This window comes from Microbacterium sp. NPDC060132 (assembly GCF_042729675.1).
In the GTDB taxonomy this organism is placed as follows: Bacteria; Actinomycetota; Actinomycetes; order Actinomycetales; family Microbacteriaceae; genus Microbacterium; species Microbacterium sufflavum.
The window spans coordinates 2,685,794-2,698,926 of the sequence record NZ_JBHWXU010000001.1 but is presented as its reverse complement, the minus strand read 5'-3'; the positions used below and the strand labels follow the sequence as shown (position 1 = coordinate 2,698,926).

Genomic DNA, 13,133 nt, shown 5'->3' with positions numbered 1-13,133 from the left:
CCGGGGCGTCATCCGCGGAAACATGCGGGCCCGCATGACTCGCGCGCGCTTAGTCTCGACGCATGTCGCCCGTGCTCGCCCTCGCCGTCGTGGCAGTGCTGCTCGGCGTCGCGGTCGCCGTGGGAGCCGTACTGCGCCACCGCGAGGGCGCTCGCCGTCGCGCCGGAGTCGTCCGGTTCGATCCGGCCGACGCGGGGGCTCCGCTCGGCCAACGCGCGACGTTGGTGCAGTTCAGCACCGAGCTGTGCGCGAAGTGCCCGCACGTCCGTCGCCTCCTGGGCAGCTACGCCGCGGAACAGGACGGACTGCGCCACGTCGAGATCGACCTCACCACGCGTCCCGACCTCGCCAGCCGCTACCGCGTGCTGCAGACCCCGACCACCCTCGTGGTGGACGGCAGCGGCGAGGTCATCGCCCGCTTCCACGGCGTGCCGCAGCGGCACGCCCTCACCGACGCCGTCGCCGCGGCCTGATCAGACCAGGAGAACTCATGTCCGCTCCCGTCGGCATCGACCCGCGAGGACCACGGTTCGCCGCCACCATCACCAGTGTCCTGCTGCTCATCGCCACATTCCTCGCCTTGACCGGCCTCTCCACCGACCGGACCGAGCCTGCGGGCGACTGGGCGATCGTCGCCGCCTCACCCCTCGAGCGACTGACCGACCCCGGCTGCCTGCTCGCGCTCGTGATCGCGCTGCTCTTCCTCTGGAGCGTCGTGTCACCGCCGACCACGCCCTGGGGTGCGCTGTTCCGCAGCGTCGTCCGCCCGCGCCTCGCGCCACCCTCCGAGCTGGAGGACCCGCGACCTCCACGGTTCGCGCAGGGGGTCGGGCTGGTCGTGGTCGGTGCCGGCCTCGCCCTGCACCTCGCGGGCGTCCCCTGGGCGCTGCCGGTCGCCACCGCGGCGGCCTTCGTCGCCGCGTTCCTGAACGCCGCATTCTCGTTCTGCCTGGGCTGCCAGCTCTACCTGGTCCTCCAGCGCACCGGCCTGCTCGGACGGAACACGAGGCCCGCCTGACCCGGTTCCCCGGCGACCGGCGGCTCGATAGGCTGGCCCGGAGCGCCGCTGCTCACCCCGCAGCGCGAGAACCGGAGGACCCCCATGCCCGTCACCAGTGAAGCCGCCGCCACGTGGACCGGATCGCTCACCGAGGGATCGGGGACGGTCGCGTTCTCGTCGTCGCACCTCGGCACCTTCCCGCTCGACTGGAAGGCCCGCAGCGAAGGCAGCGACACCACCACCACTCCGGAGGAGCTGATCGCCGCAGCCCACGCCTCGTGCTTCAGCATGGCGCTGTCGCACGCACTCGCCGAGAACGGCACGCCCCCGGAGCGCGTCAACACCAGTGCCTCCGTCACGTTCAAGCCCGGTGTCGGCATCACCGGCAGCCACCTCAACGTGAACGCCGTGGTGCCCGGCCTGACCCCGGCCGCGTTCCAGGAGATCGCCGAGGGTGCCAAGACCGGCTGCCCGGTGTCGCAGGCGCTGGCCGGGATCGACATCACCCTCGAGGCCACTCTCGCCTGATCGTCCAAGCGGCGGGCATCCGACGTCGGAATCAGGCGCGGAAGAGCCTGATCGCCTCGCGGATACTCGCCCTCGCGTCCTTGCGTCGACCGGCGGCGTCCTGCACCACGCCGAGACGGTAGCGGGCGCGCCAGTCGCTCGGAGCGGCCGCCGCGGCCTCGGTGTAGCGGGCGATCAGAGGATCCGCGTCCGCCCGGGCCAGGCGGCCGCTGGGCGTGAGCTCGGTCTCCACGGGCGGCATCGCCCCCTCGGCATCGAGGATCCGACCGAGCCGGTCGGCCCCGAACCCGAACAGCATCTCCCTGACCAACGCCCAGGCTCCGAGCGGGGCGAGCACGAGGAGCGTGATGCCCATGCCGATCGACACCGGGGTGCCGACGGAGATGAACATCACCGCCAGCCACACCGCCACCGCCAGGTACACCAGGAGCGCCGCCGCCATCAGGCCGACGCCGATCCGCGACATCACGAGCGCAGACCGAGGTCGATCATGTTCTCCAGCCCGACGACCACTCCGGTCGCCGACGCGGCATACGGCACGGCGAGCCGGATGCCCGGGGCGTACGCGAGGGCCGAGTCGGTGGTGTCGTGCGTCAAGGTGAGCGACTCGCCAGGGCCCGACAGGATCACCTCCTGCTTCGCGATCACGCCGGGACGGCGGAGGGAATGGATCGGGACGCTTGCGACCTGCTGGCCGCGGGCCCGCTGATCCGCGTGCGGCGCACTGACCGGACCCTGCTCTGCCCGCGCCGCGGCGATCAGCTCGGCCGTGCGGACCGCCGTGCCGCTGGGCGAATCGATCTTCGTCTCGCGGTGCGCCTCGATGATCTCCGCCGATCCGAAGAACGGTGCCGCAGCGGCGGCCAGCGCCGAGCCGAGCACGGATCCCAGCGAGAAGTTCGGGATGAAGACCGCACCCGTCCCCGCCGCGTCGACCAGCGGACGCACCAGAGCGATGCGCTCGGCCGACCAGCCCGACGTCGCCACCAGCACGTTGCTGCCCTGCTCCACCGCGGTGCGCACCACGTCGACGCTGATCTGCGGCGTGGAGGCATCCACCACGAGGTCGGCCCCCTGCAACTCCGACAGATCGCTCGATGAACCGAGGACCCGCGTCACCGCGAAGCCGTCGAGCTCCGCGATCACCGAGCCGATGATCGTCCCGAGCTTTCCGGTTCCGCCGACGAGGGCTACCTTCGTGGTCATGCGTCCAGCCTATGGCCGGGCGAGCGACCGCAGCCGCGGCGCGCTGAGGCGCGGCGTCACACGAGGAGCGCGTCGGGGATCCCGGTGCGCAACTCCACGGGCAGGTGTCCGGTGTCGTTGTGAGTGAGCAGCGTCCACGGACGCCCCTGCTTCTGCGCGATCACGGTGAGACCGCAGTGCGACTGGTTCAACGTCATCCAGCGCCACTCCGGCGCCGCCAGCACCTCGCGCACGAACCACGAGATCACGAAGTTGTGCGTGATGAGCACCTCGTGCACCTCGCCGGTCTTGCGGACCAGGAACTCGTTGACCGCATCGGACATCTGCGCGCGGCCGGCCTCGATCTCCGCCTCCGTGACGGAACCGAAGAACGGCTCGAACACCGAGGGCGTCTCCTCCGTCATGCCCGTGGGCACGCAGTCGAACAGGAGCGCCGTCGGCTCGGGATCGACCGACGGAAGACGTCCGGCGATCGCCCTCGCCGTCTCGTTCGCCCGCAGGAGCGGCGAGTGCCAGACCGCATCGAGCGGAAGCCCGGACAGGCGGTCGGCGATCAGCTCCGCCTGCCGCTGGCCGCGCGGCGACAGGGGTCCGTCGGCGAGGCCGTGCTCGGCATCCTGATGTTCACCGTGTCTGACCAGATATATGTAGTGCGTCACAACTCGCTCGCTCGCTTCATCGCCAGCTCCCGCCGGACCTCTCCTCCACCCTATGTCACGGGTGGGCCGACGTTCAGTTGCCCGCGCGGGAGAGCTCGGCCACCTGACTCCGTGACAGTGCCACACCCGCACCCTGCATGAGCTCGTCCACCTGCTCGGCCGCGAACGTGTTCACGATCGGCGCGGTCACCGTGCGCTGCGCCAGGAGCCAGGCGATCGAGACCGCGGCCACGGGCACCCCGAGCTCCTCGGCCACCTGGTCGAGTGCACGGAGGATCTTGATGCCGCGCCGGTTGAGGTGGCCGCGCAGCTGTTCCCCGCGCACGCCGCGCGAGGTGAGCGCCTTGTTGCGGTGACGCCCCGACAAGAAGCCGTGCTCGAGAGCGTGCGAGGGCGTGACCGCGAGGTTCTGCGCTCCGGCCACCAGCCGCAGGTCGCCCTCGAACGGCTGACGCCGCACGAGGTTGTACGGCGCGTCGATGACCGTGATGCGGGGGTATCCGGCCGAGGCCAGGATGCGCGCTTCCACGAGTCGCTCCGGGCTCAGTCCGTAGGCACCGACGGCGCCGATCTTGCCGGCCTCCATCAGCCACTCGACCGTCGCGAGCGTGTCTTCCAGGTTGGTCGTCGCATCGAGCGTCGCGTCGAGGTACAGCACATCGATGCGCTCCACGCCCAACCTCGTCAGCGATCCCTCGACGGCGCGGACGAGGTTGACCGAGCCGAGTCCGGGGTTGTCGGCGTGAGCGCCGATGCGGACGCTCAACACGACCCGGTCCCGCTGGTCTCGCGACCGCAGCCACTGTCCGAGGATGTGCTCGCTGCGACCACCGGAGAAGCCGTCGGCCGTGTGGATGGCGTTCCCGCCGATCTCGGCGTAGCGGTCCAGGATGCCGTGGCTCGTCTCCAGGTCGACGTTCCACCCGAACTCGGCGGCGCCGAGCATGAGCGGGAAGGTCTCGAAGCCGGTCTCCCCGAGCGGGAGCCGGATGGCCTCGCCGACGCCGGGGCCGACGATGGGGATGGGGGCGGACGGGTGGTCCTCGTGTTCCTGCGCGGCGCGATCAGCCGCTGTTCCTGCGCCTACGCTGAACAACCGCATACTCTCACCCCCGCATCGATCGGTGCGTGCCGACCTGCCTCGCTGCCTGACTAGCACCCCCCGGTGCGTACTTCGAGGGTATGCGACCGCAGCCGACGTCCCGACCAATCCGGGGAACGGCGCGGAAACTTCCGATAACGTTTTGATCACATCGCCGACGACGAAGCCCGGCCCCCTCCTCGCGGAGAGAGCCGGGCTCCAGACGAACGGGCGGAGTTACTCCGCCGCGGCCTCGTCCGACGGCGCCTGCTCAGCGGCCGGGGCGTCGTCGAGCACGGGCTCCAGCGAGAGCTTGCCGCGGTCGTCGATCTTCGTGATCTTGACGAGGATCTTCTGACCGACCGAGAGGACGTCTTCGACGTTCTCCACGCGCTTGCCACCGGCGAGCTTGCGCACCTCGGTGACGTGCAGCAGGCCGTCCTTGCCGGGCAGCAACGAGATGAAGGCGCCGAACGTGGCGATCTTCACGACGGTGCCGAGGAACTGCTCGCCGACCTCCGGGTTGGTGGGGTTGGCGATCGCGTTCACCTGGGCACGGGCGGCCTCGGCCGAGGGGCCGTCGGTCGCGCCGATGTAGACGGTGCCGTCCTCCTCGATGGAGATCTGCGCACCGGTCTCGTCCTGGATCGCGTTGATCGTCTTGCCCTTCGGGCCGATCAGCTCACCGATCTTGTCGACCGGGATCTGCACGCTGATGACGCGCGGCGCGGTGGGCGCCATCTCGTCGGGAGCGTCGATCGCGGCGTTCAGGACGTTGAGGATCGTCAGACGGGCGTCCTTGGCCTGGGTCAGCGCGCCGGCGAGCACCGACGACGGGATGCCGTCGAGCTTCGTGTCGAGCTGGATGGCGGTGACGAACTCGCTCGTACCGGCGACCTTGAAGTCCATGTCGCCGAGCGCGTCCTCCGCACCCAGGATGTCGGTCAGCGCGGCGTAACGGGTCTCCCCGTTCACCTCGTCGGAGACCAGGCCCATCGCGATGCCGGCGACGGGAGCGCGCAGCGGCACACCCGCGTTCAGCAGCGAGAGGGTCGAGGCGCACACGGAGCCCATCGAGGTCGAGCCGTTGGAGCTCAGCGCCTCGGACACCTGACGGATCGCGTACGGGAACTCCTCGCGGCTCGGCAGCACCGGCACGAGGGCGCGCTCGGCGAGGAAGCCGTGCCCGATCTCGCGACGCTTCGGCGAACCCACGCGGCCGGTCTCACCGGTCGAGTAGGGCGGGAAGTTGTAGTGGTGCATGTAGCGCTTGCTGGTCGTGGGCGACAGCGAGTCGATCTGCTGCTCCATCTTGAGCATGTTCAGCGTGGTGACACCCATGATCTGGGTCTCGCCGCGCTGGAAGATCGCAGAGCCGTGCACGCGCGGGATGACCTGCACCTCGGCGTCGAGCGGGCGGATGTCCGCCAGCCCGCGGCCGTCGATGCGGGTGCCCTCGGTGAGGATGCGCCCGCGGACGATCTTCTTCGTGACCGACTTGTACGCGGCGGAGAACTCCAGCGGGGCCGCGGCCGGGAGCGAGCCCGCCTCGGTGGCCTCGATGAGCTCGGCCTTGACGCGCTCCTTGATGGCGTCGTCGGCGTTCTGGCGCTCGGTCTTGTCGGCGATCTGGTAGACGTCGCTCAGCTCGGCGAACGCGCGCTCGGACACGAAGTCGTAGACCTCATCGCTGTAGGCCGGGAAGACCGGGTAGACGCCCGGCTCCTTCGACGCCGTGGCGGCGAGCTCGGCCTGTGCCTTCACGAGCTGGGCGATGAACGGCTTCGAGGCCTCGAGGCCCTGGGCCACGACGCTCTCGTCGGGCTTGGTGGCGCCCGCCTTGATCAGGTTCCAGCTGCCCTCGGTCGCCTCGGCCTCGACCATCATGATCGCGACGTCTTCGGAGCCGTCGGCCTTGGTGACAACGCGACCGGCAACGATCAGGTCAAACACGGCCTCCGACACCTGCTCGGCCGTCGGGAACGCGACCCACTGGTCGGCGTGCTCGCCGTGGCCGGGGATGAACGCGAGGCGCACACCGGCGACGGGGCCGGAGAACGGCAGGCCCGAGATCTGGGTCGACGCGGACGCGGCGTTGATCGCCAGCGCGTCGTAGAACTCGCCCGGCGCGATCGAGAGGACCGTGATGACGATCTGGACCTCGTTGCGCAGGCCGTCGACGAACGACGGACGCAGCGGACGGTCGATCAGACGGCAGACCAGGATCGCCTCCGTGGAGGGACGACCCTCACGACGGAAGAACGAGCCGGGGATCTTGCCGGCGGCGTAGGACCGCTCCTCGACGTCGACCGTCAGCGGGAAGAAGTCGAAGCCCTCGCGCGGGTGCTTGCCCGCGCTGGTGGCCGAGAGGAGCATGGTCTCGCCGTCGAGGTAGGCGGCGACAGCGCCCTGAGCCTGCTGCGCGAGGCGGCCGGTCTCGAAGCGGATGGTGCGGGTGCCGAAGCGGCCGTTGTCGAGAACGGCCTCGGTGGCGGTGATTTCAGGACCTTCCAAGAGGTCTCTCCTTCTTTGTTTAGCCTCGCGGGCCCGTGTGACGCGCGAGGTGTTCATGAAGGAGCGGATGCGGTGGGGTTCGGGCGCGCGGGGATTCCCCGAGTCTCGCCTGCGCTGGCCACCAGTAGAAAGCCACCCGACGACCGCGCCGAGGAACCCACCACAGGGGACCAGCTTCTCCGCCGATCGCTCCATGAGTCGATGTGAAGTTGTACAGTCGACCGCAGTCAACCGGATCCACCCTACCAGCGACGTCCTCGGATCCCGCGTGCTCTCGCCGTCGAAAGTGTCGACACCCGCCGGTCATGGTGTGTTCACCCTCCCGTCGACCGTGCGTCCAGGGCGTCGGCTCTGCTGGGGCCATGCGCATGTCAGTGATCGGATGCGGGTACCTCGGGGCCGTGCACGCCGCGGCCATGGCATCGCTCGGACACGAGGTGATCGGCGTCGACGTCGACGAGGGCCGCGTGGCTGCGCTCTCCCGCGGGCAGGCCCCGTTCTTCGAGCCGCAGTTGGACGACCTCCTCGCGTCGGGTCGGGCGGCAGGGCGCCTCCGCTTCGGCACCCGCATCGAGGACGCGGCAGGCGCGACCGTGCACTTCCTCGCCGTCGGCACGCCGCAGCAGCCGCACGGCCCGGCCGCTGACCTGCGCTTCGTGGACGCCGCCGTCGACGCGCTGCTCCCTCACCTGCGCCCCGGCGACGTGGTGGCGGGCAAGTCCACGGTTCCCGTCGGCACCGCCGCGCGTCTCGCCGGACTCGTGCACGACCGCGGAGCGACGCTGGCGTGGAACCCCGAGTTCCTCCGGGAGGGCTGGGCCGTGCACGACACCCTGACCCCCGATCGGATCGTGGTGGGGGCGGACAGCGGGGCAGCGGGCGAGCGCGCCGTCGCGGTCCTGCGCGACGTGTACCGTGCCGCGATCGAGGCGGGAACCCCCTTCCTCGCGACCGACCTCGCCACCGCCGAGCTGGTGAAGGGAGCGGCCAACGCCTTCCTCGCCACCAAGATCTCGTTCATCAATGCCATGGCCGAGATCGCCGAGGCCGCGGACGCCGACATCGCCCTGCTCGCGGAGGCGCTCGGCCACGACACGCGCATCGGGCCACGCTACCTCGGCTCCGGCATCGGATTCGGCGGCGGCTGCCTGCCCAAGGACATCCGGGCGTTCGCGGCGCGCGCGGAGGAGCTCGGTCGGCGCGAGGCCGTGGGCTTCCTGCACGAGGTGGACGCGATCAACCTCCGCCGCAGAGACCGCGCGGTGCAGCTCGTGGTCGACGCCCTCGCCGGACGGGTGTTCGGCCGCCGGATCGCGGTGCTCGGTGCCGCGTTCAAACCCTTCAGCGACGACGTGCGCGACTCCCCTGCGCTCGATGTCGCCGTGCGCCTGCGCGGCCTCGGCGCCGACGTCGTGGTCACCGACCCCGCGGCGATCGACAACGCCAGGGCCCTGCACCCGCAGCTGGGATACACGAGCGACCGGGACGAGGCCCTCCGCGGGGCCGACGCCGTGGTGGTCGTGACGGAGTGGGACGAGTACCGGCGTGCGCTCTCCCCCGCGCATGCGGGGTCGCTCGTGCGCGGACGAGTCGTGGTCGACGGCCGCAACTGCCTCGACGCCGCGGCGTGGCGTGCGGCCGGTTGGACGTACCGCGGCATGGGTCGTCGCTGAGCGCCACCCCCGCGCTCAGCCCACCGGCGCGCCGCGCTCGACGGACGAGCGACCGAGGTAGACGTAGTCGTCGTGCTTGGCGCGGCGGCCGTCACCCGCGGCCCTCCCGTGCAGGCGACGCCATACCCACGGCAGCGCGTACCGCCGCCACCACGCACCGGCTCCGATCGACTCGTGCTCGTGCAGCACGGCGTCGAGCGCGCCGAGGGCCTCGGCATGGGGCACCCCGAGCACCTCGCCGACGCGATAGGCGAGGAACCGGTGCCCGCGACTGCTGAGGTGCACGAGATCCTCCCCCCAGTGCGGTCGCTCCGCGAGCGCGGGATGCAGGTCGGTGTCGATCAGGATGGCGCCGGTCCGCGCGGCCACCCCGGCGAGCGCGGTCGCGAAAGCTGCGAAGCGTCGCGCGTACAGGGCTGCCGCGCGTCGTCCGGGGAGGAAGGGCGTCACCAGCACGACCTCGGCGCCGCCGGCGCGCAGTCGCACGATCGCGCCCTCGACCTGTGCCGCGAGCGTCGGCACGGGGGCACGGTACTTCACGAGGTCGTTCGCGCCCACGAGGATCGAGACCAGGTCGGGTCGGAGCTCCAGCGCGCGCTCGAGCTGCTCCCCGCAGACGTCCTGCACGCGCTTCGACCGGATGGCGAGGTTGGCGTAGTGCAACCCGCCCCGCGCCGCGAGCAGCAGCGCCAGTCGGTCGGCCCAGCCCCGCAGCGCCCCATCCGCGCCCGGGTCGCACAGTCCCTCCGTCAGCGAGTCGCCCAGCGCGACGTATCTGCGCCAGCGCGCCGGCGGCACGGGTGGCGTGGGCTCGGGCCGCACGAGCCGACGGGCTCGCGCCGCCGCGTCCGTCCTGTGCAGCTCCTCGGCCTCCGCGAAGTGCCCGAGGAGCTGATCCCCGACGGCCGCCCAGCTGCGCGCCTGGACGCTCTCGTGACCGGCGCGGCCGAACGCGCGCCGCGTGTGCGCATCGGTCGCGAGCTCGCCCACGCGCCGGCGCAGCTCCCGCAGGTCACCGGGAGGGTAGAGCCAGCCGTCGACTCCGCTGCGTACGAGGTCGAGCGGTCCCCCGCGCCCCGTCGCGACCACGGGGACGCCGCTCGCGTGCGCCTCCTGCAGAGTCTGCCCGAAGGTCTCGCTCTCCCCCGGGTGCACGAACACGTCGAACGACGCCAGGGCCGCGGCGAGCGCGTCGCCGTCGAGGTGGCCCAGGAACAGGGCGTCAGGGAGCAGGTGCTGCAGGCGCGCACGGCTCGGGCCGTCGCCGACCACGACGAGACGGGTACCGGGGATCCCGGCGAGCACGGCCAGGTCTTCCACCTGCTTCTCCGGGGCCAGACGCCCGACATAGCCGATCACGGTCTGCTCACCCCACCGTGCACGCAGAGCGGGGTCGCGGCGCGTCGGATGGAACCGCTCCGCGTCCACGCCTCTCCCCCAGCGGCGGAGGCGGTCGACGCCGAGCTGAGCGAGCTGTCGGGCGGACTCGGCAGACGGAGCCAGCGTCAGGGTGGCCCGCCGGTGGAGCCGGGTGACGTGTGCCTGCGCGATCCCCGCTGTCGCGGCCACGCGGTAGCGCTCGGCGTAGGACACGACATCGGTCTGGTATGCGGCCACCGCGGCGACTCCCTGCCGCTCCGCCGCGAGCACGCCCCGCCACCCGAGGGCGAACGGCGACGCCAGGTGCACCACGTCCGGTCGGAAGTCGGCCCAGCTCGCGATGATCCGCGCCGGGGCGGACGCGCCCACCCGCACGTCGCGGTAGCCGGGAAGGGGCATGCTCGGCACCGCCGTGATCCGCGCGCCGTGGAGCTCGCGCGGCATGCCCTCCGCCGCCGGCGCGATGACCTGCGCCTCGTGTCCACGGCGCTCGAGATGGCGGAGGATCTGCATCACGGATCCGGTCACGCCGTTCATGTGCGGAAGGAAGGACTCGGTGACGATCGCGACTCTCACACCCACAGGATGGCCGCGGCTCGAGCGGCCACCGCCCGGAAACGGCCCGGTGCACCAGATGTTCACCGGATGCTGGACCGGGGGTCACCGGCCAGCTTCCCGTCGGTTGCCGTTCACCCGCGCCGTGCACGCTGGGCGTCGTGCCGACCGATCTGTTCGCCGACGCGCTCGCGAGCCCGTGGAGCCTCGTGGTCATGAGCCTGCTCGTACTGGGTGACGCGTTCGTCGTCGTGATCCCCGGCGAGATCGCGGTGACGGCACTCGGCGCACTGGCCGTCACGACGGGCAGTCCTCCGCTCTGGGCCGTGGTTCTGTGCGCCGCCGCGGCCGCCGCCGTCGGTGACGCCTGCTGCTACCTGATCGGACGGCTCGTCGGGACCCGGCGATGGCGGTGGATGCGCGCGCCGCGCGTGTGGCAGGCGCTGGACGGCGCCAGACGGCGCCTCGACCGCGGCGCGGCCACGGTGCTGTTCACGGCGCGCTTCGTGCCCTTCGCGCGGCTCGCGGTGAACCTCGTCGCCGGAGCCTCGCGTGTGCGACCCCTGCGCTACTTCCCCCTGGTGGTCGTCGCGGCGACCGGGTGGGCGGTGTACCAGGCCGCGGTCGGCGCCCTGATCGCCGCGGTGCTCCCCGGCGGGCCGCTGGTCGCGGTGCCGGTGTCGATCGTCGTGGCCGTGGCGCTCGGACTCGCTGTGGACCGGGTCGCCGCGCGACGCCGCGGCCGACTCCCCGCGCGCGACGACGGTGCCCTAGGCTCGGGGGCATGAGCACCGAAGAAGGCGCCTCCTCCTCGGAGGACATGAAGCGCAAGTTCAAGGAAGCGCTCGAGAAGAAGAACGCGCACCACCGGCAGGGCGAGGCCCACCTCGACGGCGACTCCGCCGTCCACGCCGCCAACGCCCCGCAGACGCGACGCGAGTTCCGACGCAAGAGCGGTTGACCGCGGTGATGCGGGAGCCGGTGATCACCGGCTCCCGCATCCCTGTCCCGCCCGTGTCATCCGCCGAGGGCCCGGTTGCGCGCGCGCTCCTCCTTCGCGGACATCTCGGTGACGGCGGCCTCGTGCAGTCCCTGGACGTCGGTGGCCTGCGGGTGCGGCGCCGCGTGGGCGTCCACCCCGTCGAGTCGTGATTCGTCGAACGGCAGCTCGCCGCTCAGGACCCGGCGTACGCGGTCGCGGTCGATCTGCCTGGTCCAGGTGCCGATCAGCAGCGTGGCGACCGCGTTGCCGGTGAAGTTCGTCAGCGCCCGCCCCTCGGACATGAACCGGTCGATGCCGACGATGACGCCGACGCCGTCGACGAGGTCGGGCCGGTACGCCTGCAGCCCGCCGGCCAGCGTCGCCAGGCCCGCTCCCGTGACGCCCGCCGCCCCCTTGCTCGCGATGATCATGAACACCAGCAGGCCGATCTGCTCCCCGATCGACATGGGCTGGCCCATCCCGGTCGCGATGAACAGCGACGCCATCGTGAGGTAGATCGCGGTGCCGTCGAGGTTGAACGAGTAGCCGGTGGGCACGGTGATGCCGACGACGGGCTTGGAGACCCCGATGTGCTCCATCTTCGCGATCAGGCGCGGCAGCGCGGACTCCGACGACGACGTGCCGACGATCAGCAGGTACTCCCTGGCCAGGTACTTCATGAGCGACAGGATGTTGACCCTGGTGACCGCCCACAGGAGCGTCCCCAGCACCACGAGGATGAAGACGATGCAGGTGATGTAGAACGCCACCATCAGGATCCCGAGGCTCCAGATCGCGGCCACCCCCGTCTTGCCCACGACGGCCGCGATCGCCCCGAAGGCGCCGATGGGGGCCAGCCACAGGATCATGCCGAGGATCCGGAACACGAGCTTCTGCAGCTGCTTGACCGCCTCCATGATCGGGGCTCCGCGCTCACCCAGCCCCTGCAGCGCGAACCCGGTGAGCAGGGCGATGAAGAGGACCTGCAGCACGCTCTCGCCCGTGAAGGCGGAGAAGAACGTCGCGGGGATGATCCCGAGCAGGAACTCCTGCGTCGTCGTGGCCTCCGTGGTCTCCGTCTGATAGCTGGCGTTCGCCATGTCGAGCCCGGAGCCGGGGTGGACGATGTTCCCCACGATCAGGCCGATCGCGAGCGCGAAGGTCGACATGACCATGAAGTAGAGCAGCGCGAGACCGCCGATCTTCCCGACCGTCGCCGCCTTCGCGATCGAACCGACACCGACCACGATCGTGCAGAAGATGATCGGCGCGATCATCATCTTGATCAGCGCGACGAATCCCGTGCCCAGCGGCTCGAACCCGCGTCCGACCTCCGGCCAGACCAGCCCGACGACCGCGCCGAGCACCACCGCGATGATCACCGAGACGTACAGCCAGGTGTGGCGGTCCCAGGCGTGCTTGCCTCGCCGCCAGTGGAACCGGGGAAGGGAGAATCCCGTCGTGAGCGCCATGCGTCCTCCTCGTGTCGACGTCGTCGTCCGAGCCGGTGGCCTCTCTGCCCCCGACCCCTTCCACGGTCTCCGCGCTCGCACGA

Annotated in this window: 13 protein-coding genes; 6 read left to right on the top strand and 7 right to left on the bottom strand. The window is 71.2% G+C overall.

The features are described from left to right. Positions 1–62 precede the first annotated feature (62 nt). From ACFWCH_RS12995 to ACFWCH_RS12985, 3 genes are all read left to right on the top strand, one after another. Positions 63–473, top strand: a complete 411-nt coding sequence (locus ACFWCH_RS12995) for a thioredoxin family protein (RefSeq protein WP_247638684.1) — start codon at positions 63–65, stop codon at positions 471–473. Between the two features lie 17 nt (positions 474–490). Continuing rightward, the gene (locus ACFWCH_RS12990) at positions 491–1,018 is read left to right on the top strand and encodes a DUF4395 domain-containing protein (protein WP_247638683.1); all 528 of its coding nucleotides are present in this window, start codon (positions 491–493) and stop codon (positions 1,016–1,018) included. Positions 1,019–1,102: 84 nt separating this feature from the next. Next, on the top strand, positions 1,103–1,528 hold the full coding sequence (locus ACFWCH_RS12985; protein ID WP_136035033.1) for an OsmC family peroxiredoxin: 426 nt from the start codon (positions 1,103–1,105) through the stop codon (positions 1,526–1,528). A 31-nt stretch (positions 1,529–1,559) separates the two neighbouring features. Here the strand turns inward: ACFWCH_RS12985 and ACFWCH_RS12980 are convergent, their stop codons facing one another. The 5 genes from ACFWCH_RS12980 to ACFWCH_RS12960 form a co-directional block, all read right to left on the bottom strand. Continuing rightward, complete coding sequence (locus ACFWCH_RS12980) at positions 1,560–1,994, bottom strand: hypothetical protein (RefSeq protein WP_247638885.1); 435 nt, start codon at positions 1,992–1,994, stop codon at positions 1,560–1,562. After that, a complete protein-coding gene (gene dapB, locus ACFWCH_RS12975; RefSeq protein ID WP_136035037.1) occupies positions 1,994–2,734 on the bottom strand; it encodes a 4-hydroxy-tetrahydrodipicolinate reductase in 741 nt (246 codons plus the stop codon). Before dapB ends, ACFWCH_RS12980 begins: the two co-directional genes overlap by 1 nt. Before the next feature lie 56 nt (positions 2,735–2,790). Then, positions 2,791–3,393: a histidine phosphatase family protein gene (locus ACFWCH_RS12970; protein WP_136035039.1), complete on the bottom strand. Its 603-nt coding sequence runs from the start codon at positions 3,391–3,393 to the stop codon at positions 2,791–2,793. Between the two features lie 73 nt (positions 3,394–3,466). Next, entirely contained in the window at positions 3,467–4,495 is a 1,029-nt protein-coding gene (locus ACFWCH_RS12965) for an aldo/keto reductase (protein WP_136035041.1), read from the bottom strand. A gap of 216 nt (positions 4,496–4,711) precedes the next feature. Beyond that, positions 4,712–6,988, bottom strand: coding sequence for a polyribonucleotide nucleotidyltransferase (locus ACFWCH_RS12960; RefSeq protein WP_136036712.1), 2,277 nt, complete (start codon positions 6,986–6,988; stop codon positions 4,712–4,714). Between the two features lie 362 nt (positions 6,989–7,350). Here ACFWCH_RS12960 and ACFWCH_RS12955 point away from each other — a divergent pair, with 362 nt between their 5' ends. Continuing rightward, a complete protein-coding gene (locus tag ACFWCH_RS12955; RefSeq protein ID WP_136035045.1) occupies positions 7,351–8,661 on the top strand; it encodes a UDP-glucose/GDP-mannose dehydrogenase family protein in 1,311 nt (436 codons plus the stop codon). 15 nt (positions 8,662–8,676) lie between these two features. Here ACFWCH_RS12955 and ACFWCH_RS12950 read toward each other — a convergent pair whose 3' ends face one another. After that, positions 8,677–10,617 (bottom strand): GDSL-type esterase/lipase family protein, encoded by a 1,941-nt coding sequence (locus tag ACFWCH_RS12950; protein WP_247638681.1) that lies wholly within the window; start codon positions 10,615–10,617, stop codon positions 8,677–8,679. A 140-nt stretch (positions 10,618–10,757) separates the two neighbouring features. Here ACFWCH_RS12950 and ACFWCH_RS12945 point away from each other — a divergent pair, with 140 nt between their 5' ends. Next, on the top strand, positions 10,758–11,384 hold the full coding sequence (locus ACFWCH_RS12945; RefSeq protein WP_247638680.1) for a VTT domain-containing protein: 627 nt from the start codon (positions 10,758–10,760) through the stop codon (positions 11,382–11,384). Continuing rightward, complete coding sequence (locus ACFWCH_RS12940) at positions 11,381–11,557, top strand: DUF5302 domain-containing protein (RefSeq protein WP_168387276.1); 177 nt, start codon at positions 11,381–11,383, stop codon at positions 11,555–11,557. Before ACFWCH_RS12945 ends, ACFWCH_RS12940 begins: the two co-directional genes overlap by 4 nt. A gap of 56 nt (positions 11,558–11,613) precedes the next feature. Here ACFWCH_RS12940 and ACFWCH_RS12935 read toward each other — a convergent pair whose 3' ends face one another. After that, complete coding sequence (locus ACFWCH_RS12935) at positions 11,614–13,050, bottom strand: cation:dicarboxylate symporter family transporter (protein WP_247638679.1); 1,437 nt, start codon at positions 13,048–13,050, stop codon at positions 11,614–11,616. Between the last annotated feature and the right edge of the window lie 83 nt (positions 13,051–13,133).

What these genes read in the sequence shown, in the direction of transcription:
- ACFWCH_RS12980 (WP_247638885.1), bottom strand. Translation starts at nt 1,994, where the DNA reads ATGTCGCGGATCGGCGTCGGCCTGATGGCGGCGGCGCTCCTGGTGTAC.
- ACFWCH_RS12985 (WP_136035033.1), top strand. Translation starts at nt 1,103, where the DNA reads ATGCCCGTCACCAGTGAAGCCGCCGCCACGTGGACCGGATCGCTCACC.
- ACFWCH_RS12955 (WP_136035045.1), top strand. Translation starts at nt 7,351, where the DNA reads ATGCGCATGTCAGTGATCGGATGCGGGTACCTCGGGGCCGTGCACGCC.
- ACFWCH_RS12935 (WP_247638679.1), bottom strand. Translation starts at nt 13,050, where the DNA reads ATGGCGCTCACGACGGGATTCTCCCTTCCCCGGTTCCACTGGCGGCGA.
- ACFWCH_RS12965 (WP_136035041.1), bottom strand. Translation starts at nt 4,495, where the DNA reads ATGCGGTTGTTCAGCGTAGGCGCAGGAACAGCGGCTGATCGCGCCGCG.
- ACFWCH_RS12995 (WP_247638684.1), top strand. Translation starts at nt 63, where the DNA reads ATGTCGCCCGTGCTCGCCCTCGCCGTCGTGGCAGTGCTGCTCGGCGTC.
- ACFWCH_RS12990 (WP_247638683.1), top strand. Translation starts at nt 491, where the DNA reads ATGTCCGCTCCCGTCGGCATCGACCCGCGAGGACCACGGTTCGCCGCC.
- ACFWCH_RS12940 (WP_168387276.1), top strand. Translation starts at nt 11,381, where the DNA reads ATGAGCACCGAAGAAGGCGCCTCCTCCTCGGAGGACATGAAGCGCAAG.
- dapB (WP_136035037.1), bottom strand. Translation starts at nt 2,734, where the DNA reads ATGACCACGAAGGTAGCCCTCGTCGGCGGAACCGGAAAGCTCGGGACG.